The sequence below is a fragment of the Streptomyces sp. NBC_00158 genome (assembly GCF_045160885.1).
Classification (GTDB): Bacteria; Actinomycetota; Actinomycetes; order Streptomycetales; family Streptomycetaceae; genus Streptomyces.
Genome location: NZ_CP108161.1, coordinates 3,192,524 through 3,217,213, shown reverse-complemented (window position 1 = coordinate 3,217,213; position 24,690 = coordinate 3,192,524). Strand labels below are relative to the sequence as shown.

The 24,690-nt window shown below is 74.1% G+C and carries 18 protein-coding genes; 13 read left to right on the top strand and 5 right to left on the bottom strand.

Annotated features, from left to right (window positions below; all coding sequences use genetic code 11):
• Positions 1–102 precede the first annotated feature (102 nt).
• On the top strand, positions 103–1,080 hold the full coding sequence (locus OG553_RS14665; protein ID WP_405979417.1) for an EamA family transporter: 978 nt from the start codon (positions 103–105) through the stop codon (positions 1,078–1,080).
• A gap of 571 nt (positions 1,081–1,651) precedes the next feature.
• Here the strand turns inward: OG553_RS14665 and nadE are convergent.
• From nadE to OG553_RS14650, 3 genes are all read right to left on the bottom strand, one after another.
• Positions 1,652–2,473 (bottom strand): ammonia-dependent NAD(+) synthetase, encoded by an 822-nt coding sequence (gene nadE / locus OG553_RS14660; RefSeq protein WP_405979416.1) that lies wholly within the window; start codon positions 2,471–2,473, stop codon positions 1,652–1,654.
• A gap of 623 nt (positions 2,474–3,096) precedes the next feature.
• Positions 3,097–3,924, bottom strand: a complete 828-nt coding sequence (locus OG553_RS14655; RefSeq protein WP_405979415.1) for an alpha/beta fold hydrolase — start codon at positions 3,922–3,924, stop codon at positions 3,097–3,099.
• Positions 3,925–4,027: 103 nt separating this feature from the next.
• The gene (locus OG553_RS14650) at positions 4,028–5,701 is read right to left on the bottom strand and encodes a CocE/NonD family hydrolase (protein ID WP_405979414.1); all 1,674 of its coding nucleotides are present in this window, start codon (positions 5,699–5,701) and stop codon (positions 4,028–4,030) included.
• A gap of 362 nt (positions 5,702–6,063) precedes the next feature.
• Between OG553_RS14650 and OG553_RS14645 the strand changes: the two genes are divergently transcribed.
• From OG553_RS14645 to OG553_RS14615, 7 genes are all read left to right on the top strand, one after another.
• Positions 6,064–6,900 carry a TIGR03084 family metal-binding protein gene (locus tag OG553_RS14645; protein ID WP_405979413.1) on the top strand — a complete coding sequence of 279 codons (837 nt, stop codon included), beginning with the start codon at positions 6,064–6,066 and terminating at the stop codon, positions 6,898–6,900.
• A 104-nt stretch (positions 6,901–7,004) separates the two neighbouring features.
• Positions 7,005–8,786 (top strand): acyclic terpene utilization AtuA family protein, encoded by a 1,782-nt coding sequence (locus OG553_RS14640; RefSeq protein ID WP_405983039.1) that lies wholly within the window; start codon positions 7,005–7,007, stop codon positions 8,784–8,786.
• Positions 8,783–10,381, top strand: coding sequence for an acyl-CoA carboxylase subunit beta (locus OG553_RS14635; RefSeq protein WP_405979412.1), 1,599 nt, complete (start codon positions 8,783–8,785; stop codon positions 10,379–10,381). Before OG553_RS14640 ends, OG553_RS14635 begins: the two co-directional genes overlap by 4 nt.
• A gap of 8 nt (positions 10,382–10,389) precedes the next feature.
• Positions 10,390–12,294, top strand: coding sequence for an acetyl/propionyl/methylcrotonyl-CoA carboxylase subunit alpha (locus OG553_RS14630; protein ID WP_405979411.1), 1,905 nt, complete (start codon positions 10,390–10,392; stop codon positions 12,292–12,294).
• Complete coding sequence (locus tag OG553_RS14625) at positions 12,291–13,442, top strand: acyl-CoA dehydrogenase family protein (RefSeq protein ID WP_405979410.1); 1,152 nt, start codon at positions 12,291–12,293, stop codon at positions 13,440–13,442. The genes OG553_RS14630 and OG553_RS14625 overlap by 4 nt, the downstream gene beginning before the upstream one ends.
• 509 nt (positions 13,443–13,951) lie before the next feature.
• Entirely contained in the window at positions 13,952–14,701 is a 750-nt protein-coding gene (locus tag OG553_RS14620) for an enoyl-CoA hydratase family protein (protein WP_405979409.1), read from the top strand.
• A complete protein-coding gene (locus tag OG553_RS14615) occupies positions 14,689–15,300 on the top strand; it encodes a TetR/AcrR family transcriptional regulator (RefSeq protein ID WP_405979408.1) in 612 nt (203 codons plus the stop codon). The genes OG553_RS14620 and OG553_RS14615 overlap by 13 nt, the downstream gene beginning before the upstream one ends.
• Before the next feature lie 64 nt (positions 15,301–15,364).
• Here the strand turns inward: OG553_RS14615 and OG553_RS14610 are convergent, their stop codons facing one another.
• Positions 15,365–16,471 (bottom strand): citrate synthase 2, encoded by a 1,107-nt coding sequence (locus tag OG553_RS14610; RefSeq protein WP_405979407.1) that lies wholly within the window; start codon positions 16,469–16,471, stop codon positions 15,365–15,367.
• A gap of 238 nt (positions 16,472–16,709) precedes the next feature.
• On the opposite strand from OG553_RS14610, the gene pdxH reads away from it, so the two are divergent.
• Together pdxH and OG553_RS14600 are read left to right on the top strand one after the other, a co-directional pair.
• Positions 16,710–17,333, top strand: coding sequence for a pyridoxamine 5'-phosphate oxidase (gene pdxH, locus OG553_RS14605; RefSeq protein WP_405983038.1), 624 nt, complete (start codon positions 16,710–16,712; stop codon positions 17,331–17,333).
• 455 nt (positions 17,334–17,788) lie between these two features.
• Positions 17,789–19,099: a PAS domain-containing protein gene (locus OG553_RS14600; protein ID WP_405979406.1), complete on the top strand. Its 1,311-nt coding sequence runs from the start codon at positions 17,789–17,791 to the stop codon at positions 19,097–19,099.
• A gap of 331 nt (positions 19,100–19,430) precedes the next feature.
• Here OG553_RS14600 and OG553_RS14595 read toward each other — a convergent pair whose 3' ends face one another.
• Positions 19,431–20,186 carry an SIS domain-containing protein gene (locus OG553_RS14595; protein ID WP_405979405.1) on the bottom strand — a complete coding sequence of 252 codons (756 nt, stop codon included), beginning with the start codon at positions 20,184–20,186 and terminating at the stop codon, positions 19,431–19,433.
• A gap of 279 nt (positions 20,187–20,465) precedes the next feature.
• On the opposite strand from OG553_RS14595, the gene OG553_RS14590 reads away from it, so the two are divergent.
• The 3 genes from OG553_RS14590 to OG553_RS14580 all read left to right on the top strand — a co-directional run bounded on the left by OG553_RS14590 (position 20,466) and on the right by OG553_RS14580 (position 24,636).
• Positions 20,466–21,158 carry a metal-dependent transcriptional regulator gene (locus OG553_RS14590; protein WP_405979404.1) on the top strand — a complete coding sequence of 231 codons (693 nt, stop codon included), beginning with the start codon at positions 20,466–20,468 and terminating at the stop codon, positions 21,156–21,158.
• A gap of 317 nt (positions 21,159–21,475) precedes the next feature.
• On the top strand, positions 21,476–22,351 hold the full coding sequence (locus OG553_RS14585) for an alpha/beta fold hydrolase (protein WP_405979403.1): 876 nt from the start codon (positions 21,476–21,478) through the stop codon (positions 22,349–22,351).
• A gap of 176 nt (positions 22,352–22,527) precedes the next feature.
• The gene (locus tag OG553_RS14580; RefSeq protein WP_405979402.1) at positions 22,528–24,636 is read left to right on the top strand and encodes a calcium-binding protein; all 2,109 of its coding nucleotides are present in this window, start codon (positions 22,528–22,530) and stop codon (positions 24,634–24,636) included.
• The last annotated feature ends 54 nt before the right edge of the window (positions 24,637–24,690 follow it).

Genomic DNA, 24,690 nt, shown 5'->3' with positions numbered 1-24,690 from the left:
GTCGGAGGCGCGTCCACCCGGTGAGACGCCGGGCCCAGGTGGGAGGGGGTTGTAAGGCAGAACACTCGTTGATGGGCCTTACGCACCCCTTAGTCTGGATTCATGCCCGCGCCATCCTCTTCGTCCCCGACGACCGTCGCTCCCGTTTCCGGTCCGGTTTCCGGTCCCGTTTCCGGTTCGGTTTCCGGTCCGGTTTCCGGTCCGGTTTCCGCCCCCGCCCGGTCCTCCCGGTTCGGGCCGGTCGCGCTGGTGGTCTCGGCCGGGGTGTCGGTGCAGTTCGGGGCGGCCCTCGCGGTGATGGTCATGCCCCGGGTGGGCGCGGCGGGCGTGGTCACGCTGCGGCTCGCGGCCGCCGCGCTGGTGCTGCTCGTGCTGTGCCGGCCCAAGGTGCGCGGGTACGGGCGTTCCGACTGGGGGACGGTCGTCGCCTTCGGCGTGGCCATGGCCGGCATGAACGGCCTCTTCTACCAGGCCATCGACCGCATCCCGCTCGGGCCCGCCGTCACCCTGGAGGTGCTCGGCCCGCTGGCCCTGTCCGTGATCGTGTCGCGGCGTCTGGTGAACCTGCTGTGGGCCGGACTCGCCCTGGCCGGCGTCGCCCTGCTGGCCGGCCACGGCGGAGGGGGCCTCGGCGGCCTCGACCCGCTCGGCGCGGGCTTCGCGGTGGGCGCGGGCGCGATGTGGGCGGCGTACATCGTCTTCAGCGCCCGTACCGGCCGCCGGTTCCCGCAGGCGGACGGACTGGCCCTGGCGATGGCAGTGGCCGCGGTCGTCTCGCTCCCGCTGGGCGTGGTCGAGGCGGGCTCCGACCTCCTCACCCCGAGCACGCTGGCACTGGGCCTCGGCGTCGCGGTGCTGTCGTCGGTGCTCCCGTACACACTGGAGCTCCTCGCCCTGCGCCGCCTCCCGGCCCCGACGTTCGCGATCCTGATGAGCCTCGAACCGGCCATCGCGGCGACCGCGGGCTTCCTGATCCTGAGCCAGGCGATGTCGGGGCTGGACGCGCTCGCGATCGCCCTGGTCATCGCGGCCAGCATGGGGGCGGTCCGGTCGCAGCAGGAGCCGAGGGACGCCGGCTGAGGGGGCGGGGGCGGGGTCCCCTCGGGCGGTCTCGGAGCAGGTTGGGGGCTTCCCGTCAGTCCCATCGTCCTTCCGCGTCGGGCCGGCCTGTCAAGGGCGCTCCCTTCGTCGCGTCGCTACGCGATGTCGCTTCGCTCCACCCTTGACAGACCGACCCGCCACGGAAAGCCGAAAGACTGCCGGGAAACCCCCAAAGAAACGGCACGGTCCAGAGGAGAAGGGACGGGTGTCGCAGCGATGAGGCGAGGGGCCGGGCGCCGGCCGACCGGGCATCCGAGCCCTCAGATGTCCCGATTCCGGGCCAGGGGCGCGGCTACCGGCACCAAAAGGCGACCAGAGCAGCCCGGGAAGCCCCCAAGCGCACCAGATCGCTACGCGCTCCTGCCGTCTCGGCGTCCGACGACCGCCCGGGGCTGATACCCGCACCAGAGGACGAACAGGGCGGCCCAGGGAGCCGCCGGGCGCGGCAGATCGCTACGCGCTCCTGCCGTCTCGGCGGCCGACGACCGGCCGGGGCTGATACCCGCACAAAGGGACGAGCAGGGCGGCCCAGGGAGCTGATGGACGCAGGTCAGGGGGCGATGGGGAGCTGGCGCTTGTGCTCGGTGAGGCGGTAGCGGTTGACGATCGTGTCGAAGGCGCGAGCGTCCACCGGCTTGCCCTCTAGGAAGTCGTCGATGTCGTCGTACGTGACGCCGAGGGCGTCCTCGTCGGCCTTGCCCGGGTCGAGGGTCTCCAGGTCGGCCGTCGGGGTCTTCCACACCAGCTCGGCGGGCGCGCCCAGGACGTCGGCGATGGCGCGCACCCGGCGCTTGGTCAGGCCGGTCAGCGGGACCACGTCGGCGGCCCCGTCACCGAACTTGGTGAAGAAACCGGAGATGGCCTCGGCGGCGTGGTCGGTGCCGACCACCAGACCGGCGTGCGCGCCGGCCACGGCGTACTGGGCGATCATGCGCTGGCGGGCCTTGATGTTGCCGTGCACGAAGTCCTGGTGGTGGGCGTCGCGGAAGGCGACACCGGCGGTCACCGAGGCGTCGAGCGCCGCGTCGCTGGCGGGCTTGATGTCCACGGTCAGGACGTGGTCGGCCTGGATGAAGGACAGCGCGAGCTGGGCGTCGTGCTCGTCGGCCTGGACGCCGTAGGGCAGCCGCATCGCGTAGAACTGCGCCTCGTGCCCCGCCTCGCGGGCCCGCTCGACGGCGAGCTGGCAGAGCCGGCCCGAGGTGGTCGAGTCGACGCCGCCGCTGATGCCCAGCACGAGGGAACGCAGACCCGTGGAGGTCAGCCGCTCGGCGAGGAAGGCCACCCGGCGCTCGATCTCCCGCTCGGCCTCGAAGGTCTCGGCGACCTGGAGTTCCCGGGCGATCTCCTGCTGCAGGGCGATGCCGCTCACGTCTGCTCCTTGTTCCGGTTCACGATGTGCCGTCCACCCTAGCGGGATGCGCCTGTGGGCTCCCCGGGCTGCCCTGTTCGTCCTCTGGTGCGGGTATCAGCCCCGGCCGGTCGTCGGACGCCGAGACGGCAGGAGCGCGTAGCGATCTGACGCGCCCATCCGCTCCCCGGGCTGCCCTGTTCGTCCTCCCGTGCGGGTATCAGCCCAAGGCGGTCGTCGGACGCTGAGACGGGAGGAGCGCGTAGCGATCTGTCGCGTCTGGGGGCTTCCCCGGGGGGGCTGGTCAACGTTTCGTGCGGGTAGGCGCGCCCCCGGCCCGGAACGGGGACTGCTGAGGGCTCGGATGCCCGGTCGGCCGGCGCCCGGCCCCTCGCCTCATCGCTGCGAAACCCGTCCCTTCTCCTCTGGACCGTGCCGTTTCTTTGGGGGTTTCCCGGCAGTCTTTCGGCTTTCCGTGGCGGGTCGGTCTGTCAAGGGTGGAGCGAAGCGACATCGCGTAGCGACGCGACGAAGGAGCGCCCTTGACAGGCCGGCCCGACGCGGAAGGACGATGGGACTGACGGGAAGCCCCCAACCTGCTCCGAGACCGTCCGAGGGGACCCCGCCCCCCACCCCCGCCCCGCTCACACCCCCTCCAGGAACCCCGCCACCGCCGCCGCGAAGGCCTCCGGGGCGGCGGTGTGTACGAAGTGGTCGGTGTCGAGTTCCGTCAGGGTGGTGGCCGGGCGGTGTTCCTTCATGGCGTGGGCCTGGTCGGCCAGGATCACGCCCTTGGTGCCGCGTACGAGCAGGGCCGGGCAGGTCGAGGCCGTCCAGTCCGCCCAGTGGTCGCCGTGGACGTGGTGCTCGGAGTCGTACATCTCCCGGGGGCGGAACGGGAGGCGCCAGCTGCCGTCGGGGTTCTGCCGGAGCCGGTCGGAGAAGTACGGCGCGGCCGGGCCGAGGCCCGCGATCAGCGCCTCGCGGGTCGGGGCCTCGTACGGCAGCTGGAGCAGGAAGCCCAGCGGGTTCGAGCCGTCCAGCCCGAGCGCGGCCGGGCCCTCGGCGTTGACGAGGGCGCTCACGCGCCCGGGGTGGCGGGCTGCGAACTGGTAGGCGTTGACGGCGCCCAGGGAGTGGCCGAGCAGGACGACGTGCTCCAGCCCCAGGTGGTCGAGCAGGGCGGCGATGTCGGACAGGTAGCCCTCCCGCGTGTAGTCGGCGGCGCTGTCGGACTCGCCCTGGCCGCGCTGGTCCGGGGCGATCACCCGCCACTCGGGGCCGAGGGCGCGGGCGAGGTCGGCGAACGTGGCGCCCTCGGACAGGTGCCCGTGCAGGGCGACCAGCGGGCGGCCGGTGCCGCCGAAGTCGAGGTAGGACAACCGGCGGCCTTCGACGGCGAGTTCGGAACGGATGGCGGTGGTGGTGGCGGTGGTGGCGGGGGCGGGGGCGGTGGTGCCGTTCGCGGCCATGGTGGTCGGGTCCCTTCGTGGTTCGTTCGCGCCTTGACGTGAAGAACCATAACCAGGATCCATACGGTTGTTCAATACGCTCGTCTAAAACAGTTGTTCAAGATCAGCCCACCGGCACCTCCAGGTACGACGGCACCGGCTCCGGCGAGGTGAACGCCAGCGTCGCGCGCGGCAGGTTGGCGTCCCCGTAGAAGGGGTCCCGGGCGGCCGCCACCAGCAGGAGGCGGTGCCCCCGCGGGACGTCGTACGCCGTGGCCTGGAGGTCGATGTCCGCGCTGATCAGGCTGTCCGGCGGCGATGTCAGGTCGCTGAACGGGGCGTGCGTGATCAGCCGTGCCGAGCCGTCCGGGGCCAGGTCCAGGAGGTACGCGACGAACGTGGAGCCGGAGTTCGCGGCGCGGTACGTCACCCGCAGGCGCGGCACGCCCCGTACGCGGAGGGTCTCCCCGGCGGGGGCGCCGCACCAGGCGGCGGTGACGGAGGCGGCCGTGGCGGAGCCGATCTCGTCGCCCGGGTACGGCTTGGGGCGGCCCGCCAGCTCCGCGTACCCGGACCGCACCACCGCGTCGGCCACGGCGGCCGGGGTGTCCACCCCGCACAGCACGCCCGCCGTCCAGCCGTGCTCGGGCTCCGGGGCGAGCCTCCCGGCCCCGGCGATCCCCCCGGCCCCGGCGAGCCCCCCACCCCCGGTCAGGTACAGCCGGCGGACGTTCCCGCCCGGGGCCGGCAGGTCGGCGGAGGGTTCCAGGGCGCGGCTCCACATCACCTCGGCGAGCACCTCGGCCTCCCCCTCCACGCCGTTGGCGGTGCCGCACAGGTGGTGGTCGAGCCAGCGGTGCGCGTCCGTCCACACCGGGCTCGGGAGCCCCAGCAGCCCCGCGCTCTCGGGGCCGCAGTGGTCGCCTACGGACAGGTCTAGCCGTTTGGGGCCGGTGAGTTCGCCGAACAGGCCCAGCGTCTGGTTGGCGGGGAAGACCGTCTCGTGCCAGGCGTGGGAGAGGAAGACCGCCACCCGCCTGCGGTTGAACTCCTTGACGTGCGCGGACGGAGAGCGCTGCTGCGCCCACCGCAGGGCGCCCTCGGCGCCCCGGTCGGCGAGGACGTCCTCCAGGGTGCGTTCCGTCTCCGGGCTCAGCCGGGCCCGTCCGGCCGACGCGAGCAGGACCTGTACGGCGGCGGCTCGGCGGGTGGAGTTCTCGTACAGGACCTCGCCGAGGTCGCCCCACGCGCCGAGCGCCGCCACCGCGTCGACCCGGGGGTCGTGCGCGGCGACGAGCAGGCCGATGCCTGCGCCGTAGGAGACGCCGAGGAAGCCGATCCTGGTGACCGGCCCGGCGGCGCGTTCCAGGAGGTGTTCCAGGGCGCGTCTGCCGTCGGCGACGTCCAGCGGTCCGGCGAAGTCGGCGTGGCCGTCGGAGCGGCCGAACCCGCGGACGGTGTAGGCGAGTACGTCGTAGCCGCGCGCCGCGAGCGCGGTGGCCTGGACGGCGTACGCGGTCCAGCCCAGGCCCGTCCACGGCGAGGGCAGCACCACCGCCGGCCGCGGCCCGGGGCCGGTGTGCCGCCAGAGCGCGGCGTCGAGCAGGTCCCCACCGGTGCCGGCCACCTTGCCCCGGCTGAAGGTGGCCGCGGCCCGGGCGGCCCGTACTTCCGCGGCGCGCGCGGGCGGCAGGCCGGCGGTGTCGCCGCTCTCCAGGGCGGTGGCGAAGGCGGTGAGGGCGGTGGCGTCGAGCTCGGGGTAGAGGGAGTGGGGCGCGTCTGGGGCTGCGGGGTTCACGGCGGACCGTCCTCGTCGTCGAGTGGCGTGGAGGGGCGCGTGGAGGGAGGCGGTGCGGAGCCCGGTGCGGCGGCTGGGCGGGCGGGGAGTCCCCAGTATCGGCGCACGGAGGGCGCGTGCAGGGCGCGTTCCCGGCGTACGGCCGGAACCGCCCCTGATCGTTCCGGGTGCGGGGTGGTGCGCGCCCGCGGTGTCCTCGGCCGGGCCTTGCGGGATGTCCTGGGTGATCAAGTCCCCTTGGACGGAGCGGAATTGAGCGGAGTGGCGGGAATCGGTCGCCGCTCGCAAAAATAATGCAAGCACGCTTGATTGTTTTAGCGGAGGCTGCCAGGCTTCCCCCCACGCCGAGAGGGGAGCACGCCGTGCCCGATCCGTCCGCCGAAGGCCAACGCGCAAGCGGGGCCGCCGTTTTCGCCGGTCTCCTCGCCGACCTCCGCGAGGAGGGGCGGGAAATCGACTCGCTCGTCGGGGAGTCGCCCGCGCCGGACTGGGCGCGCCCGACGCCCGCGCCCGGGTGGACCGTCGCCCACCAGATCGCCCACCTGCACTGGACCGACCGGGCCGCGCTGCTCGCCCTCACCGACGCGGAGGGTTTCGCGCGGATGGTGGAGGAGGCGCTGAAGGCCCCCGAGTCGTTCGTCGACGAGGGCGCGGCGGAGGGGGCCGCGCTGGAGCCCGCCGAGCTGCTCGCCCGCTGGCGCGAGGGCCGGGCCACGCTCGACGCGGCGCTCTCGGCGGCCTCGCCCGACGCCCGGTTCCCCTGGTACGGGCCCCCGATGAAGGCCGCGTCGATGGCGAGCGCCCGGCTCATGGAGACCTGGGCGCACGGCCAGGACGTGGCCGACGCGCTCGGCGTACCCCGCACCCCCACGGCCCGGCTGCGGCACGTCGCGCGGATCGGGGTGCGGGCGCGGGACTACGCGTACGCCGTCCGGGGACTCCCGGCGCCGGAGGGGGAGTTCCGGGTGGAGCTGACCCCTCCGGACGGGGGCGGCGTGTGGGCGTACGGGCCGGCCGACGCCCCGCAGCGGATCACCGGGCCGGCGCTGGACTTCTGCCTGCTGGTCACCCAGCGCGCCCACCGCGCCGACCTCGCCCTCACCGCGACCGGTGCCGACGCCGACCGCTGGCTCGACATCGCCCAGGCCTTCGCCGGCCCGGCGGGACAGGGCCGCGAGCCGCGGGCGGGCGGGCGGTGACCGGCGGGCGGGCGGTGACCGGCGAGCGGGCGGTGACGCGCCGGGCGTTGCGCGTCGGGAACGCCTCCGGCTTCTACGGGGACCGGTTCGACGCGGTGCGCGAGATGCTGACCGGCGGCCCGCTGGACGTGCTGACCGGGGACTACCTCGCCGAGCTCACCATGCTGATCCTCGGCCGGGACCGGCTGAAGAACCCGGACCTCGGCTATGCCAAGACCTTCCTGAGGCAGCTGGAGGAGGGCCTCGGCCTCGCGCACGAGCGGGGCGTGCGGATCGTGGCGAACGCCGGCGGGCTGAACCCGGCCGGGCTGGCGGCGGCGGTGCGGGCGCTGGCGGCGAAGGCCGGGGTGCCCGTGTCCGTCGCGCACGTCGAGGGCGACGACCTGATGCCGTACGGGCAGGACGCGCTGACCGCCAACGCCTACCTGGGCGGCGCCGGCATCACCGCCTGCCTGCGGGCCGGCGCGGACGTGGTGGTGACCGGCCGGGTCACGGACGCGGCGCTGGTCAGCGGGGCGGCCGCCTGGTGGTTCGACTGGGGACCGCGGGAGTACGACCGGCTGGCGGGGGCGGTGGTCGCGGGCCACGTCCTGGAGTGCGGTACGCAGGCCACCGGCGGCAACTACTCCTTCTTCACGCGGCACGACGTCTCCCGGCCGGGCTTCCCGCTGGCGGAGATCGCGGAGGACGGCTCCTCGGTCGTCACCAAGCACCCGGGTACCGGCGGGGCCGTCACGGTCGGCACGGTCACCGCGCAGCTCCTCTACGAAACCCAGGGCGTGCGCTACCTGGGCCCCGACGTGACGGCCCGCCTGGACACGGTCCGGCTGGCCCCGGACGGCGAGGACCGGGTCCGGATCAGCGGGGTCCGGGGGGAGGCCCCGCCCGCCACCCTGAAGGTAGGCGTCAGCCGCGTCGGCGGCTGGCGCAACGAGGTGGTGTTCGTCCTGACGGGCCTCGACATCGACGCGAAGGCCGCCCTGGTGCGGGCACAGCTGGCGGGGGCGCTGCGCGAGGTGGAGTCCGTCCGCTGGACCCTCGCCCGCACGGACCACCCCGACGCGGGCACGGAGGAGGAGGCGAGCGCCCTGCTGCGGCTGGTGGTCCGCGACCCGTCCCCGGACCGGGTGGGGCGGGCGCTGACCTCGGCCGCGGTGGAGCTGGCCCTCGGCAGCCATCCGGGCTTCCACGTGACGGCCCCGCCGGGACCGGCCCAGCCCTACGGGGTGTTCGCCTCGGCCCTGGTCCCGGCCGGCTCCGTGCCGCACGCGGCGGTCCTGGAGGACGGCACCCGCCTGCCGGTCCCGCCCCCGCCGGTCCTGCCGGTCCCGCCCCCGCCGGCCCCGGCGCAGGCCCTCGGGCCGGACCCGGACCCGGCGCAGGCCCTCGGGCCGGACCCGGCCCCGGCTCCGGAGCCCCCGGCGCCGCCGCCCGCGGCCACCGCCCCCACCGCGCCGGCCCCGACCGGGCATCCCGCTCCGGATCCCGCTCCGGTGCCGCCCGCCGCGCCCGCCCGCACCGTGCGGGCGCCCCTCGGGGCGGTGGCGGGGGCCCGGAGCGGGGACAAGGGCGGCGACGCCAACGTCGGGGTGTGGGTGGAGGGCGAGGAGGCCTGGCGGTGGCTGCACCGCACCCTCACCGTGGCCGCGTTCCAGGAGCTGCTGCCCGAGACGCGGGAGCTGGAGGTCACCCGCCACGAGCTGCCGAGCCTGCGCGCCCTGAACTTCACCGTCACCGGGCTCCTCGGCGACGGCGTCGCCTCCGGGCACCGCTTCGACCCGCAGGCCAAGGCCCTCGGCGAATGGCTGCGCGCCCGCCTCGTGGACGTCCCGGCCCGCCTCCTTCCCGACACCCCGCCATCCGCCGCTCCTGAGGGGACCCGATGACCCGCCTCGGAACCACCGTCGACCCGCTCGCCGCCGAGCACGCGAAGGCCCGTTCCGCCGCCCTGGAGCGGCTGGCGGAGCTGGACGCCGAGCACGCCAAGGCCCTCGCCGGCGGTGGGGAGAAGTACACCGCCCGCCACCGCGACCGAGGCAAGCTGCTGCCCCGTGAGCGGATCGAGCTGCTCCTCGACCCGGACACCCCGTTCCTGGAGCTGTCCCCGCTGGCCGCCTGGGGCAGCGACTACCCGGTCGGCGCCTCGATGGTCACCGGCATCGGTACCGTCGAGGGCGTCGAGTGCCTGATCACCGCCAACGACCCCACCGTCCGCGGCGGCGCCAGCAACCCCTGGACGCTGAAGAAGGCGCTGCGGGCCAACGAGATCGCCCTGCAGAACCGGCTCCCGTGCATCAGCCTCGTCGAGTCGGGCGGCGCGGACCTGCCCTCCCAGAAGGAGATCTTCATCCCGGGCGGGGCGATCTTCCGGGACCTGACCCGGCTCTCCGCCGCCGGCATCCCGACCGTGGCCGTCGTCTTCGGCAACTCCACCGCAGGCGGCGCGTACATCCCCGGGATGTCCGACCACACCGTCATGATCAAGGACCGTTCCAAGGTGTTCCTCGGCGGGCCGCCCCTGGTCAAGATGGCCACCGGCGAGGAGAGCGACGACGAGTCACTCGGCGGCGCCGACATGCACGCCCGCGTCTCCGGTCTCGCCGACCACTACGCCCTCGACGAGTACGACGCCATCCGCCAGGCCCGCCGGATCGTGGCCCGGCTCAACCACCGCAAGCCGTACGCCGACCCGCCCCGGGCCGAGGAGCCGCTGTACGACCCGGAGGAGCTCCTCGGGATCGTCCCGCCGGACCTGAAGACCCCCTTCGACCCGCGCGAGGTCATCGCCCGCATCGTCGACGCCTCCGACTTCGACGAGTTCAAGCCCCTCTACGGCACCAGCCTGGTCACCGGCTGGGCCACCCTGCACGGCTACCCGGTCGGGATCCTCGCCAACGCGCAGGGCGTGCTGTTCAGCGCCGAGTCGCAGAAGGCCGCCCAGTTCATCCAGCTCGCCAACCAGCGCGACATCCCCCTCCTCTTCCTCCACAACACCACCGGCTACATGGTGGGCAAGGAGTACGAGCAGGGCGGCATCGTCAAACACGGCTCGATGATGATCAACGCGGTGTCCAACTCCCGCGTCCCGCACCTGTCCGTCCTGATCGGCGCGAGCTACGGCGCCGGTCACTACGGCATGTGCGGACGGGCCTACGAACCCCGGTTCCTCTTCGCCTGGCCCAGCGCCAAGTCCGCCGTCATGGGCCCCCAGCAGCTCGCCGGCGTGCTGTCGATCGTCTCCCGCCAGTCCGCCGCCGCCCGGGGACTGCCGTACGACGAGGAACAGGACGCCGGGATGCGGGCCTTCGTGGAGGCCCAGATCGAGTCCGAGTCCCTGCCCCTCTTCCTGTCCGGGCGGATCTACGACGACGGCGTCATCGACCCCCGCGACACCCGTACCGTCCTCGGCCTGTGCCTGTCGGCCCTCCACAACGCCCCCGTCGAGGGCGCCCGCGGCGGCTTCGGCGTCTTCCGGATGTGAGCCCCCAGATGACCGCACCGATCACCTCCCTCCTCGTCGCCAACCGGGGCGAGATCGCCGTCCGGATCTTCCGCACGGCCCGCGACCTGGGCCTGTCCACGGTCGCCGTCCACTCCGACCCCGACGCCGACGCCCTCCACGTCCGCCACGCCGACGCGGCCGTCCGCCTGCCCGGGGCCGCGCCCGCCGACACCTACCTGCGCGGCGACCTGCTGATCGCGGCCGCCACCGCCGCCGGTGCGGACGCCGTGCACCCCGGGTACGGCTTCCTCTCCGAGAACGCCGGCTTCGCCCGGCAGGTCCTGGCAGCAGGCCTGGCCTGGGTCGGCCCGCCGCCCGAGGCCATCGAGGCTATGGCCTCCAAAACCCGGGCCAAGGAGCTCGTGCGCGCCGCCGGCGTCCCCCTCCTCGACCCCGTCGACCCGGCCGCGGCCACGGTCGCCGACCTGCCGCTGCTCCTCAAGGCCGCGGCGGGCGGCGGCGGCCGCGGGATGCGCGTCGTACGCGACCTCGACTCCCTCAAGGAGTCCCTGGACGCGGCCCGGGCCGAGGCACTCTCGGCGTTCGGGGACGACGAGGTCTTCGCCGAGCCGTACGTCGAGCGCGGCCGGCACGTCGAGGTGCAGGTCCTCGCCGACGCACACGGCACCGTCTGGGCGCTCGGCACCCGCGACTGCTCCCTCCAGCGCCGCCACCAGAAGGTCATCGAGGAGGCCCCGGCCCCCGGCCTGCCGGAACCCCTGCGCGAGACCCTCCACACCGCCGCCGTCGCGGCCGCCCGCGCCGTCTCCTACCGGGGAGCCGGCACCGTCGAGTTCCTCGTCGGCGCCGACGGCCGCCCGTACTTCCTGGAGATGAACACCCGCCTCCAGGTGGAACACCCCGTCACCGAAGCGGTCTTCGGCCTCGACCTGGTCGCCCTCCAGCTGCGCGTCGCCGAGGGCCACGCCCTCCCCCTCACCCCGCCCCAGCCCTCCGGACACGCCGTCGAGGCCCGCCTCTACGCGGAGGACCCGGCCCACGACTGGCGCCCGCAGACCGGGGTGCTGCACACCCTCGACCTCCCCGGCCACGTCCGCGTCGACACCGGATTCACCGCCGGGGACACGGTCGGCGTCCACTACGACCCCATGCTCGCCAAGGTCGTCGCCCACGCCCCGACCCGCGCCGAGGCGGTCCGGATCCTCGCGGACGCCCTGTCCCGGGCCCGGATCCACGGCCTCACCACCAACCGCGACCTCCTCGTACGCTCCCTGCGCCACCCGGAGTTCGCCGCCGCCCGGCTCGACACCGGCTTCTACGAACGCCACCTCGACACCCTCGTCGAAGCCGCCCCGGACCCCGCGCTCGCCTGCCTGGCCGCGGCCCTCGCCGAAGCGGCCCCGGCCCCCGGCGCCCCCCTCGCCGCCCGCCTCGGCGGCTGGCGCAACCTCCGCTCCCAGCCCCGGACCCGCCGCTACACCGTCGCCGGCACCGCGTACGAGGCCCAGTACGACCCGCCGGCGGACCCGGACGTCCGCGTCCTGGCCGCCACACGCGAGGCCGTCATCCTCGAAGTCGGAGGCGTCCGGCGGATGTTCCACGTGAAACACAAATCGAACACCCTCTACGTGGACTCCGTGCTCGGCTCCCACACCCTCGTGCCCGTCCCCCGGTTCCCCGACCCCCAGGACCGCACCGAACCGGGCTCCCTGCTCGCCCCCATGCCCGGCACCGTCGTCCGCATCGCCGAGGGCCTCGCCCCCGGCAGCACCGTCACCGCCGGGCAGCCCCTGCTGTGGCTGGAGGCCATGAAGATGGAGCACCGCATCCTCGCCCCGGCCTCCGGCACGCTCACCGCGCTCCACGCCGTCACCGGCCACCAGGTCGAGTTCGGCGCCCTGCTCGCCGTAGTCCAGGAGGACCAGCCGTGATCGAGACAGAAGAGCACCAGGCCCTGCGCGCAGCCGTATCCGCCCTCGGGCGGCGCTACGGCCGCGATTACCTCGCCCGCGTCGCCCGCGAAGGCCGCCACCCCGACGAACTGTGGGCCGACGCCGCCAAGCTCGGCTACCTCGGCGTCAACCTCCCCGAGGAGTACGGCGGCGGGGGCGGCGGCATCGCCGAACTCTCCATCGTCCTCGAAGAGCTGGGCGCCGAGGGCTGTCCCCTCCTCATGATGGTGGTCTCGCCGGCCATCTGCGGCACGGTCATCGCCCGCTTCGGCACCGACGCCCAGAAGAGCGAGTGGCTCCCCGGCCTCGCGGACGGCAGCCGCACCATGGCCTTCGGGATCACCGAACCCGACGCCGGCTCCAACTCCCACCGCATCACCACCACCGCGCGGCGCGACGGCGACGACTGGATCCTCACCGGCCGCAAGGTCTTCATCTCCGGCGTGGACATCGCCGACGCCACCCTCATCGTCGGCCGCACGGAAGACGCCCGCACGGGCCGCCTCAAGCCCTGCCTGTTCATCGTCCCCAGGGACGCCCCCGGCTTCTCCCGCTCGGTCATCGACATGGAACTCCAGGCGGCGGAGAAGCAGTTCGAGCTGACCCTCGACGAGGTACGCCTGCCCTCATCGGCCCTGGTCGGCGACGAGGACGCGGGCCTCCTCCAGCTCTTCGCCGGCCTCAACCCGGAACGCATCATGACGGCGGCCTTCGCCATCGGCATGGGCCGCTACGCCCTCGGCCGGGCGGTGGAGTACGCGAAGACCCGCCAGGTCTGGAAGGAGCCGATCGGCGCCCACCAGGCCATCGCCCACCCCCTGGCGGCGGCGCACATCGACCTGGAACTCGCCCGCCTGATGATGCGGAAGGCCGCCGGGCTGTACGACGCGGGGGACGACGCGGGGGCCGGTGAGGCGGCGAACATGGCGAAGTACGCGGCGGGGGAGGCGTGCGTCCGGGCGGTGGACCAGGCGGTGCACACCCTGGGCGGCAACGGGCTCACCCGCGAGTACGGGCTCGGCGCCCTGATCACGGCGGCCCGTGTGGCCCGGATCGCGCCGGTCAGCCGCGAGATGATCCTCAACTTCGTCTCGCACCAGTCCCTGGGCCTGCCCAAGTCATACTGACCCCTTCTTCACGCGCCGCTCGCGCGGTGCGGCGCCGGGGCGCCTCACCGGCTTCGCGCCGCTGCGCCGGACTCCGTCCGTCGGACCGCCGGGCGGGGCCGGTTCGGGTGCCGGTGGGTCGGGTGCGGGTGGTTGGCCGCTGCGCGGGGCGAGGTCCCCTACCCGCCCTTCGCCCGTTCCCCGGGGCTCCGCCCCGGACCCCGCGCCTCAAACGCCGGCGAGGCTGAATCTGTGGCTGCGTGAGGGGGTGGGGGTGGGGTGGGGTGTCGTCCGGGACTAAAACGAGATGAATTCGGCGCGCGGTACCCCGTACGAATGCAATCCGGATCAGGCGCCGAACATCGAAGCCCGTCCCGGACGACACCCCACCCCGCCCCCACCCCCTCACGCAGCCACCCCACCCGGCACCCCGCCCGGCCAGGGCAACGGCAAGGGGCGTGTCACCACGTACCCTGCCCCCGAAGGGGCCGGCCCGGCCGGGTCCACCCGATGACCCCTCCGGAGGAGACATGGCCCCACTCGTGCACGCCGCCCGGGCGGCGACCGGCATCACCACCCTCACCCTCGATTCCCCGGCCAACCGCAACGCGCTCTCCGCCCGGCTCGTCGCCGAGCTCCGCGAGGCCCTGGCCGGGGCCGCCGCCGACCCCGGCACCCGCGCGGTGCTCCTCACCCACGCCGGCAACACCTTCTGCGCCGGCGCCGACCTGAAGTCCCCCTGCGACCCGGCCGACTTCCTCGCCCTGCTCCGCGAGATCACCGCCCTGCCCAAGCCGGTCGTCGCCCGCGTCACCGGCCACGTCCGCGCCGGCGGCCTCGGCCTGCTCGGCGCCTGCGACATCGCCGCCGCCGGGCCGCAGTCCTCGTACGCCTTCACCGAGACCCACCTCGGCCTCGCCCCCGCCGTCATCTCCATGACGGTGCTGCCGCGCCTCGACCCCCGCGCCGCCTCCCGCTACCTCCTCACCGCCGAGACCTTCGACGCGGCCGAGGCGGCCCGCATAGGGCTCCTCACCACCCACGCCGACGCCGACGCCGACGTGGACACGGTCCTGGCCCCCGTCCTCGAAGGACTCCGCAAGGCGTCCCCGCAGGCCCTCGCCGAGACGAAGGCCATGGTCGCCGCCGGAGTGCGGGAGGCCCTGGACCGCGACGGCGCCCGCCTGACGGAACTCTCCGCGCGGCTCTTCGCCTCGGACGAGGCCCGCGAGGGCATCACCGCCCGCTTCGAGCGCCGGGACCCGTCATGGGTACGGTGACCGGCGCCGTCCCCAAGCAGGCCCGCAGCCGCGTCACCCGGCGCCACCTGCTGGAGGCGGCCGTGTCCTGCCTCGCCGAGCACGGCTGGGCCGGCTCCACCGTCGCCGTCGTCGCCGAACGCGCCGGCGTCTCGCGCGGGGCGGCCCAGCACCACTTCCCGACCCGCGAGTCCCTCTTCACCGCAGCGGTCGAGTACGTCGCCGAGGAACGCTCCACCGCCCTGCGCGAACTGTTCCAGACCGCCCCCGCCCCGCGCCCGCGCGCCGCGGTCGTCGAGGCCCTGGTCGACCTGTACACCGGCGCCCTGTTCCGCGCCGCGCTCCAGCTGTGGGTGGCGGCCTCCAACGAGGAGCAGCTGCGCCCCCAGGTCATCGAGCTGGAGGCCCGGGTCGGCCGGGAGACCCACCGGATCGCCGTGGAGCTGCTGGGCGCGGACGAGTCGGTGCCGGGCGTACGGGAGACCGTGCAGGGCCTGCTCGACATGGCCCGGGGCCTGGGCCTGGCGAACGTCCTGACCGACGACACGGCCCGCCGGGCCCGCGTGGTCGCGCAGTGGTCGAAGCTCCTCGACGCGGCCCTCGACGCGCCCCTCGGCTGACCGGACCCCCGAACGCGCGAGGGCGCCGCACCCCGTACGGGATGCGGCGCCCAGGACGACGGGATCAGGCGGTGGCGGCGATGTCCGCGTAGCCCTCGATGTCGCGGGGGTCGCGGCGGCCCGGGCCGATGTACCGCGCCGACGGCCGCACCAGGCGACCCGTGCGCTTCTGCTCCAGGATGTGCGCCGACCAGCCGGCGGTGCGGGCGCAGCTGAACATGGAGGTGAACATGTGCGCCGGGACCTCCGCGAAGTCCAGCATGATCGCGGCCCAGAACTCCACGTTGGTGGCGAGCACCCGGTCGGGACGGCGGGCGTGCAGCTCCTCCAGCGCGGCCTTCTCCAGGGCGGCGGCGACCTCGTAGCGCGGGGCGTCCAGCTCCTTGGCGGTGCGCCGCAGCACGCGGGCGCGCGGGTCCTCGGCGCGGTAGACGCGGTGGCCGAAGCCCATCAGCCGCTCGCCCTTGTCGAGGGCCTTCTTCACGTACGCGACGGCGTCGCCGGTGCGCTCGATCTCCTCGATCATGCCGAGCACGCGCGACGGCGCGCCGCCGTGCAGCGGTCCGGACATGGCGCCGACGGCACCCGACAGGGCGGCGGCGACGTCCGCGCCGGTCGAGGCGATGACGCGCGCGGTGAAGGTGGAGGCGTTCATGCCGTGTTCGGCGGCCGAGGTCCAGTACGCGTCGACGGCCTTGACGTGCTTGGGGTCGGGCTCGCCCCGCCAGCGGATCATGAACCGTTCGACGACGGACTCGGCCTTGTCGATCTCGCGCTGCGGCACCATGGGCAGGCCCTGGCCGCGGGCGGACTGGGCGACGTACGACAGGGCCATGACGGCGGCCCGCGCGAGGTCGTCGCGGGCGGTCTGTTCGTCGATGTCGAGGAGCGGTTTCAGACCCCACACGGGCGCGAGCATGGCGAGCGCGGACTGTACGTCGACGCGGATGTCGCCGGAGTGGACCGGGATGGGGAAGGGCTCGGCGGCGGGCAGGCCGGGGTTGAACGCACCGTCGACCAGCAGGCCCCAGACGTTCCCGAAGGAGACGTGGCCGACCAGGTCTTCGATGTCCACCCCCCGGTAGCGGAGCGATCCGCCTTCCTTGTCAGGCTCGGCGATCTCCGTCTCGAACGCGACGACACCTTCGAGTCCGGGTACGAAATCGGACATCAGGCGGCTCCTCAGGTAGTGCGAACACGCGCGGTTCCCGGCGTGATTCGCGGTCCGGCGCGGTCATCCCCGTTGATGCCCGGCACGGCCGAAGGTCATCCGTGCGGGGACCCTCGGACCGGCCCCAAGATTTTGTCCGTTCCGGTGGGCCTGCGGAAGCGTGACATACGGCACACCGGCACCCGGCGTACTGCGGCAGGATGACCGTGTGACCGATCAGGACATTGACCCCGCCGTCATGCGCAAGCAGTACCGCTCCGAGATCGTCGAGGAGGCGGGCCTCGCCGACGACCCGATGGCGCAGTTCGCCCTGTGGTTCCAGCAGGCGGCCGACTCGCACCTCTTCGAGCCCAACGCGATGGTCGTCTCGACCGCCACCGCCGCGGGGCGGCCCAGCTCGCGCACGGTGCTGCTCAAGCAGTTCGACTCGCGGGGCTTCGTCTTCTTCACCAACTACGGGTCCCGCAAGGTGCGGGAGATCGACGAGAACCCGTACGTCTCGCTGCTGTTCCCCTGGCATCCGATCGCCCGGCAGGTGATCGTGACGGGCCGGGCGGAGAGGATCGGCCGGGACGAGACGGCCGCCTATTTCCGGTCGCGTCCGCACGGCTCGCAGCTGGGGGCGTGGGCGAGCGCGCAGTCGACGGTGATCGGTTCGCGAGCGGAGCTGGACCGGCGCTATGCCGAGCTGGAGGCGCGGTATCCGGAGGGGGAGCAGGTGCCGGTGCCGCCGGAGTGGGGCGGGCTGCGGGTGCTGCCCGACGCGCTGGAGTTCTGGCAGGGGCACGAGAACCGGCTGCACGACCGGCTGCGGTACGTGCTGGACGGGGACAAGTGGCGCGTGGAGCGGCTCTGCCCGTAGCCGTGCCGCGGTCGTGGGGCCGGGGGCCGGGGGCCGAGGCCTGGGGCCGGGATCCGGCGGGGCCTGAACGCAGGCGACCCGCGGTCTCGGGTTCCTCTCCTGCAGTGAGAGGAGCCGGCCGGACGTGCCGGCGAGACCGCGGGTCGGGTGACTGCTGGGATTGGCGCCGGGCGTTCCGCCGGGCACCGCACTGGGTGCGTTGCTGACGACGGGCCCTTAGCCCGCAGCCACCTCACGCGTCCGGTTTCCGTACATTTCGGGAACCACCTCCCTTCTCGTGTACGGCAGAGCCTAGATCGGCGTCCCGGAGCCCTCAAGCGATTTAATGAGCGGGATTCCGGGCGGACATTCCGGGAGGTTTCCGGGAGGATTCGGGGAAGCGGGTGTGGCCTGGGTCACGTTCCAGTTCAATGATCTGACGTGCCGCACACGCGAACACCTGCAGGGGGTGCCAGGTGAGTGCTACCGGACGCAGTGACACCGCCGACGATCTGCTCGCCGCGCTGCTCGACGGGATGGACGCCGCCCTGTGCGCGTTCGACGCCGACGGGGTGATCACCCACTGGAACCGCGAGGCCGAGCGGATCCTCGGCTGGAGCGCCGCCGAGGCGGTGGGGCGGCGCGGGTTCGCCGGCTGGGCGGTCCGGGCCGCCGACGCGGACGACGTGGAGGACCGGCTGATGTCCGCGCAGGACGCGCCAGGCCGGCAGGTCCACGAGTTCGCCCTGCTGACCAAGGACGGCGGGCGGATCCTCGTACGCACCCAGTCCGCCGGGGTGCCCGGCGCCGACGGGAAACCGGCCGGGGTCTACTGCGCCTTCAGCGAGGTCCACGCCCAGATCGACCTGGAGCGGTCCATCGCCCTCAGCGAGGCGCTGATGGACGACGCCTCCTGGGGGGTCGTCCTCGTCGACGTGGACCTGCGCCCGGCCGTCGTCAACGCGCACGCCGCCCGCGCCTTCGGGGCGGGGCGCAGCGCGCTGCTCGGCCGACCGCTGGGGGACCTGCTGGAACAGGGCGTCGAGGAGCTGGAGGGCGCTCTCCAGCACGTGCTGGCCGAGGGGGCCCCGCCGGCGCCGCTGGAGCTGTGGGTGTCGGTGCGGACCCCGGAGGGGGTGCGGCGGCGGTGCTGGCGGTGCGGGTTCCTGCGGCTGGGGTCGCCGCTCGCGGAGGAGCCGGTGCCGCTGGGCGTGGGCTGGCTGTTCCAGGACGTCACCGAGGCCCGGCAGGCCGAGCTGGACACCGGGCAGCTGCGGTTCCGGGCCAACCAGCTGTACCGGGCGGGGCGGGCGGCCGCCGAGTGCGAGGACCCGGCGGAGGCGGCCGCCGTACGGCTGGACTTCGCGCTGGCCGGCTTCGCGGAGCACGCGCTGCTCGACGTACTGGAACCCGGGCCGGGCGGGCGCCTGGTCCGGGCGGCGGTGTCCCCGTCGGGGCTGGCGCTGGTGCTGCCGGGGCCGGGTGCGATTCCGGTCCGGTACGAGGCCGCGCACCCGGCGCTCCAGGCCCTGGACCGGATCGGCCCGGTCCGGGCCAGTGCCCGGGCCGACGAGGCGGCCGAGGTGTGGGCCCGGGCCCGCCAGTGGCCTCCGGGCGCCACGCACGCCCTGTGCGCGGTCCTGCGCAGCCGCGGCCGCACCCTGGGCGCGCTGACCTTCCTGCGCGGGCCGTCCCGCTCCGCGTTCGAGCGCGCGGACGCCCTGTACGCGGAGGAGGTGGCGGCCCGGGTCGCGGCCGACCTCGACTTGGCCGCCCGCCCGTCCTGACCCGCGCTGCGCGATCCCGCTGCGCGGTGCCGGTTCCCCTACCCGCCCTTCGCCCGTTCCCCGGGGTTGCGCCCCGGACCCCCCTGGGGGCTCCGCCCCCAGACCCCCGCGCCTCAAACGCCGCGCGGGGCTGGATTTCGCGCAGCGAAATTCCAGCCCGCGCGGCGTTTGAGCGCAACGGGGTCAGGGGCGGAGCCCCTGGGAACGGTGGAAGGGCGGGTAGGGGACCTCGCCCCGCGCAGCGGCCAACGACCCGCACCCGACCCACCGGCCCCGGCCCCTCGGCCCCGGCCCGGCACCCCGCCCGGCCAGGGCAGGGCAGCGGCGACGGCTAGTGCCGGAAGAAGATCCGGTCCCCGTACTCCTGCATGACCCGGCCGTTCCACTCGTGCCCGCCGTCCACGTTCCCGGAGCGCAGCAGCGGCGGCTCCACGCCCCGGGCGACCAGCTCCCCGGCGGCGGCCGCCATCACCGCCTGCATGATCGCGCTGGTCACCACCGTCGACGCGGGGGCGAACGGCGCGTCGATGCCGTCCAGCGACAGCTCGGCGTCACCGACCGAGATCTTGCTGTCGAGGACGATGTCGCAGTGGTCCTTGAGGTAGGTGCCCGAGACGTGCCGCGACTTCGTCTCCGTCGCGTAGGCCACCGACGTCACGCCGATGACCTTCAGGCCGATGGCGCGGGCGTTCATCGCCATCTCGACGGGCAGGGCGTTCCGCCCGGACAGCGAGATGATGACGAGGACGTCCCCCGCCGAGGCGGGGCTGCTGTCCAGGACCGCTCCGGCGAGCCCGTCGACGCGTTCCAGGGCGCTGCCGAGGGTGGCCGGCATGACGTCGACGCCCGCGGTGCCGGGGACGGCGAGGAAGTTCATCAGCGCGAGCCCGCCGGCCCGGTAGACCACGTCCTGCGCGGGCAGCGAGGAGTGTCCGGCGCCGAAGGCGAAGAGCCGGTTCCCGGAGGCGACGGCCTCGGCGATCACGGTCCCGGCCTCGGTGATCCGTGAGCCCTCCTCGTCGCGCACCCGTTCCAGCAGGCCGATGGCCGCGTCGAAGAACTGCCCGGCCAGCTTGCTCTCGCTCATACGCCGTAGGCCCTTCCAGGGTGTGGGGTGTCGGGTGTGCGGCGGCTGTGCCGCCGTGGTCCGCCGCTCACCGTGCGGTCTGGACCAAGGGCGTGTCAATACGGCCGTCAATCCGGACGGCGGCCGGGCTCCGGGAGGGCTACGGCCGGGCCCGGGCCGGGCTCCGGCCGGATGTCCCGTACATGCCTTGACGGTCGACGGTGCTTGACGCGGGACGGTTGTCGGCCCGATGCGTCAGAATTGGGGACAGGGCCAGCGCACGCAATCCGAGGGGCACGAATGTCCGGACTGATCGACACCACGGAGATGTACCTCCGCACCATCCTGGAGCTGGAAGAGGAAGGTGTGGTCCCCATGCGCGCCCGGATCGCCGAGCGGCTGGACCAGAGCGGCCCGACGGTGAGCCAGACCGTGGCGCGCATGGAGCGTGACGGGCTGGTCGCGGTGGCCAGCGACCGGCACCTGGAGCTGACGGACGAGGGCCGCAAGCTCGCGACGCGGGTGATGCGCAAGCACCGCCTCGCGGAGTGCCTGCTCGTCGACGTCATCGGGCTGGAGTGGGAGCAGGTGCACGCGGAGGCCTGCCGCTGGGAGCACGTGATGAGCGAGGCGGTGGAGCGGCGCGTGCTGGAGCTGCTGCGCCACCCGACCGAGTCGCCGTACGGGAACCCGATCCCGGGCCTGGAGGAGCTGGGTGAGAAGGCGGAGGCGGACCCGTTCCTGGAGGACGGCATGCTCAGCCTGTCCGACCTGGACCCGGGCACCGAGGGCAAGACGGTGGTCGTCCGCCGGATCGGGGAGCCGATCCAGACCGACGCCCAGCTGATGTACACGCTGCGCCGGGCGGGCGTGCAGCCCGGCTCGGTCGTGAGCGTGACGGAGTCCCCGGGCGGGGTGCTGGTCGGCAGCGGTGGCGAGGCCGCGGAGCTGGACCCGGACATCGCTTCGCACGTGTTCGTCGCCAAGCGCTGAGGCCGTCAGGCCGACGCCCGAGGGTGTTGACGGCCGGCGGCCATGCGCCGCCGGCCTGACCGGAAGCAAGGCGGTCCCGGCGCCTTTCGGCGCCGGGACCGTTCCTCCCCTTGCTGACCTGGAGCCCCGAGCTCTCAAGGTCATCCCCTTCGGACCGTCTTCCCCGATCGGCCCGCCTCCCTGTTGAAAGGATCTCCATCGGCAGCGGCGGCCAATCCTTGAGCAAGGTCACTCGAAAGAGCGGTGTTGTCGGCGAGACGCCCGTTTTCGAATGCGGGTTCGATAGTCTGGCCGGGAGCGAAGGGGGTGCATCTCCGGTGGTACAGCGCATCGATGTCACAGGTGCCGACGGCGTACGCCTGGCCGCCTGGGAGTTCCGGGACCCGCCCGCGGAGCCCCGGAAACCGGCGGTCCTGTTACTTCACGGTCTGATGGGCCGAGCCCTCCACTGGGCCGGCACCGCGCGCTGGCTGGGCGAGCACCGCCGCGTCATCGCCCTCGACCAGCGCGGCCACGGCCACAGCGGCCACCCGGCCCCCGGCCCCGACCGGCCCGCCCGCCTGGGCCGCGAGGCCTTCGTCGCCGATGCCGAGGCCGTCATCGAAGAGCTCGGGCTCGGTCCCGTCATCCTCATCGGCCACTCCATGGGCGCCCTCACCGGCTGGCAGCTCGCCGCCCGCCGCCCCGACCTGGTCCAGGCCCTGGTCATCTGCGACATGCGGGCCTCAGCGCTCGGCGAGGCCTCGCAGCAGGAATGGGAGGAATGGTTCCGCCGCTGGCCGCTGCCCTTCCCCACACAGGACGCCGCCCGCCGCTGGTTCGGCGAGGACGACCCCCGCGTGGAGCGCCCCGACCCCGGCCGCGGCGCCTTCTTCGCCGAGGTGATGCACCGGGCACCGGACGGCTGGCGCCCGCTCTTCTCCCGCAGCCAGATGCTGACCGTCCGCGAGACCTGGGTGCACGACGCGCACTGGGAGGAACTGGCCCAGGTCCGCTGCCCCACCCTCGTCGTACGCGGCCTGGACGGCGAGCTGGGCCGCGCGGAAGCCCAGGAAATGGTCCGCGTCCTCCCGGCCGGCCAGTACGCCGAGATCCCCGACGCCGGGCACTACGTCCACTACGACCAGCCGGCCGCCCTGCGCACCGCCCTGGAACCCTTCCTCGACGAGGTCTCGGACATGGCCTCCCGATGAGACCCCGGACCCTTCGCCGGCCCGGCGCTCACCTGATGGGGTGGATCGCGGCCCTCCAGTGAGCCCAGCGCGGCCCGCCGCGCGCGGCCGGCCGCCGCGGCCCCAACAGGCTGTGGCCTGTCCACTGGGAGCCGCCGGCCCACTGCGCCCCGGCGGTGAGCCGACGAAGGGTCTCCATGTCCACGTCCCCGCCCACGCCCCCGTCCACATCCTCCGCCTCCCCCTGCGAGCCCCCGGACACGCCCGTCCCCGCGTCCGCCCCGGGCCGCAGGAGAGCCCCCCGGCGCAACGCCGCCGCAGCCGTCGCCGCCGGCCTCGCGCTCGTCCTCGCCCTGCCCGCGACCGCGCTCGGCGCACCGGGCGACCTCGATCCGGCCTTCGACGGGGACGGCAGGGTCGCCACCGACTTCGGTGGCGGCGGCTACGACGAGAGCCGCGGCATGGTGATCCAGGCGGACGGCAGGATCGTCACCGTCGGCCTGACCGTCCCCGCGGCGGGCGGCTACTCCGACTTCGCGCTGGCCCGCTACAACACCGACGGCAGCCTCGACCCCACCTTCAACGGCGACGGCGACAACGACGGCCGGATCACGACCGACCTGCGCGGCGGCGACGACGTGGCCGACGCGGTGGCGGTGCAGCCGGACGGGAAGCTCGTCGTGGCCGGCTACAGCGCGGACCCCGACGGCGGCGGGGCGTTCACCGTCGCCCGCTTCAACACGAACGGCAGCCCCGACACCACCTTCGGCGACGGCGGCAGCGGTTTCACCACCACCGACTTCGGCACCGGCACGGGCCCGCACGAGGCCTTCGGGCTCGTGATCCAGCCCGGCGGCGCCATCGTGGCCGCGGGCGAGAGCGGCACCGGCTTCGCCGTCGCCCGCTACAACGCCGCCGACGGCAGCCCCGACACGACCTTCGGCGACGGCGGCAAGGTGACCACCGACTTCGCCGGGGGTTCCGCGAGCGGGTACGACGTGGCGCTCCAGCCGTCCGACAACAAGATCGTCGTCGCGGGCCGCTCCGGGTACAACTACCCCTCCAACGAATCCGACTTCGCCCTCGCCCGCTACAACGCGGACGGCAGCCTCGACACCACCTTCGACGGCGACGGCCGGGTCACCACCCCCTTCGCCGGCGCCGACAGGGCCAACGGGGTCCGGATCCAGCCCGACGGGAAGATCGTCACGGCGGGCAACAGCGGCTTCGACTTCGCCCTCGCCCGCTACAACCCGGCCGACGGCAGCCTCGACGGCTCCTTCGACGGCGACGGCAAGGTGACCACCGACTTCGGCACCAACACCCTGGACGGCGCCGCCGACCTGGCCCTCCAGCCCGACGGCAAGATCGTCGCCGCGGGCATCAGCCTGGCCGACTTCGGCGTGGCCCGCTACAACGCCAACGGATCCCTGGACAGCGGCTTCGCCACCGGCGGGAAGGTCCGCACCGACGTCTCCTTCGGCTACTTCGACACCGCCAACGCGGTGGCCCTGCAGTCCGACGGGAAGATCGTCGTCTCCGGCAACACCGGCGACGACCGGGGCCTCGTCCGCTACCAGGTCACCACCCCGCCGCCCCCGCCCGGCGTGGACCTGGCCGTCACCAAGACCGGCCCGGCCTCCGTCAGCATCGGCGACCAGGCCACCTACACCGTGACGGTGACCAACACGAGCACCACCACCACGGCCACCGGCGTCTCCCTGGCGGACACCCTCACCGGCCCCGGCACCCTCCTGTCCGCCACCCCGGGCCAGGGCACCTGCACCCTCACCGCCACCACCGCCACCTGCGCCCTCGGCACCCTCGCCCCCGGTGCGCGGACCACGGTCAGGTTCACCGCCGAACCCCGCGCCACCGGCACCCTGTCCGACAGGGCCACCGTCTCCGCCACCCAGACGGACCCGGCGACCGCCAACAACACGGCGACGGCCGCCAGCACCGTCAACAACGCCCGCGGCTGCACCATCATCGGCACCAGCGGCACCGACACCCTCACCGGCGGCTTCGGCAACGACGTCATCTGCGCCCTGAGCGGCAACGACACCGTCCGGGCGGGCTACGGCAACGACACGGTCCACGCCGGCCCCGGCAACGACAACGTCGACGGAGGCTTCGGCGACGACACCCTCATCGGCGGCCCGGGCAACGACACCCTGACCGGCTACTACGGCAGCGACCGCCTCGACACCGTCGACGGGGTCTCCGGCAACGACACCGCCAACGGCGGCTTCAACACCGACACCTGCACCACCGACCCCGGCGACACCCGCATCAGCTGCCCGTGACCCGGCAGCCCGGGGCGGGCGCCCCGGGGAACGCCGCGGGGGGCGGCGGGCCAT

Coding starts and splice junctions, on each gene's coding strand:
- OG553_RS14665 (WP_405979417.1), top strand. CDS start 103: ATGCCCGCGCCATCCTCTTCGTCCCCGACGACCGTCGCTCCCGTTTCC.
- OG553_RS14655 (WP_405979415.1), bottom strand. CDS start 3,924: ATGGCCGCGAACGGCACCACCGCCCCCGCCCCCGCCACCACCGCCACC.
- OG553_RS14640 (WP_405983039.1), top strand. CDS start 7,005: ATGCTGACCGGCGGCCCGCTGGACGTGCTGACCGGGGACTACCTCGCC.
- OG553_RS14635 (WP_405979412.1), top strand. CDS start 8,783: ATGACCCGCCTCGGAACCACCGTCGACCCGCTCGCCGCCGAGCACGCG.
- OG553_RS14630 (WP_405979411.1), top strand. CDS start 10,390: ATGACCGCACCGATCACCTCCCTCCTCGTCGCCAACCGGGGCGAGATC.
- OG553_RS14620 (WP_405979409.1), top strand. CDS start 13,952: ATGGCCCCACTCGTGCACGCCGCCCGGGCGGCGACCGGCATCACCACC.
- OG553_RS14615 (WP_405979408.1), top strand. CDS start 14,689: ATGGGTACGGTGACCGGCGCCGTCCCCAAGCAGGCCCGCAGCCGCGTC.
- OG553_RS14610 (WP_405979407.1), bottom strand. CDS start 16,471: ATGTCCGATTTCGTACCCGGACTCGAAGGTGTCGTCGCGTTCGAGACG.
- pdxH (WP_405983038.1), top strand. CDS start 16,710: ATGCGCAAGCAGTACCGCTCCGAGATCGTCGAGGAGGCGGGCCTCGCC.
- OG553_RS14595 (WP_405979405.1), bottom strand. CDS start 20,186: ATGAGCGAGAGCAAGCTGGCCGGGCAGTTCTTCGACGCGGCCATCGGC.
- OG553_RS14590 (WP_405979404.1), top strand. CDS start 20,466: ATGTCCGGACTGATCGACACCACGGAGATGTACCTCCGCACCATCCTG.
- OG553_RS14580 (WP_405979402.1), top strand. CDS start 22,528: ATGTCCACGTCCCCGCCCACGCCCCCGTCCACATCCTCCGCCTCCCCC.